This window comes from Acinetobacter sp. 228 (assembly GCF_048147885.1).
The window spans coordinates 1-1,114 of record NZ_JAYWYV010000501.1 but is presented as its reverse complement, the minus strand read 5'-3'; the positions used below and the strand labels follow the sequence as shown (position 1 = coordinate 1,114).

Sequence of the window (1,114 nt, the reverse complement as noted above, 5' to 3'; positions counted from 1 at the left end):
AGAAGTACTACAAGACTGTACTTTTGAATTAATTGATGCAGGCAAAATGAAATTTGCTTCTGGTAGTTCAATTACGCTTTCAGCAAAATGCGGTGAAAAAGTTTTTGGCAATATCGAAGCTTACAAAGACAAATTAGTGCTTCGTCCACAAGAAATTTCTAATCACCCTGAGCTTGTACGTCGTTTAGGTATTATCGGTATTAATACTGCACTTGAGTTTGATATTTACGGTAACGTGAACTCAACTCACGTGTGCGGTACTAAAATGATGAACGGTATTGGTGGTTCAGGTGACTTCGCTCGTAATGCGCACTTGGCAATCTTTGTAACCAAATCTATTGCTAAAGGCGGAGATATTTCTTCTATCGTGCCAATGGTGAGCCACGTTGACCACAGTGAACACGACGTTGATATTTTAGTGACAGAGCAAGGTTTAGCAGACTTACGTGGTTTAGCACCTCGTGAACGCGCTCGCGCTATTATCGACAACTGCGTACACCCGCTTTACCGTGATGCATTAAATGACTACTTTGATCGTGCATGTGCTAAAGGCGGACATACACCTCACTTACTTCGTGAAGCATTGTCTTGGCATGCAAACTTCGAAGAAACAGGCCAAATGCTTCAACCAATACCAGTTGCAAAATCAGCTTAAGTCATACTTTTAATTTAAGCACTCCTAGGGGGGTGCTTTTTTATTTGTGTAAATTATTCACAAACTACTGCTCAAGTTCGAATTTTTATTTTATCTTTTCAATACATCAAAACAAAAAGTAGAAATCCATATGTTCATTATTCGCCAATTTACAAATGCAGATCTGGATGATGTGGTCAATCTATGGGAAAGCTGTGGCCTAACTCGCCCTTGGAATAACCCTGAAACGGATATTTTCAGGAAAGTTTCGCAACAGGACGATTTATTCCTCGTTGCTATTAAAGATGAGCAACTGATTGGCACGCTTATGGGCGGCTACGACGGCCATAGAGGCTGGATTAATTATCTGGCTGTTCACCCCCACCAACAACGCCTAGGAATAGCCACAGCGCTTGTTCAACAGCTTGAGAAGCGGCTTATGGCGCGCAGCTGTCCCAAATTACAATTATTAGTGCGTAA

General features: G+C 41.5%; 2 protein-coding genes. Both read left to right on the top strand.

Annotation, left to right across the window (positions count from 1 at the left end; all coding sequences use genetic code 11):
• On the top strand, positions 1-655 hold a 655-nt coding region (locus VXQ92_RS20220), incomplete at its 5' end, for an acetyl-CoA hydrolase/transferase C-terminal domain-containing protein (RefSeq protein WP_416682989.1).
• A gap of 130 nt (positions 656-785) precedes the next feature.
• On the top strand, positions 786-1,114 hold a 329-nt coding region (locus VXQ92_RS20215), incomplete at its 3' end, for a GNAT family acetyltransferase (protein ID WP_416682988.1).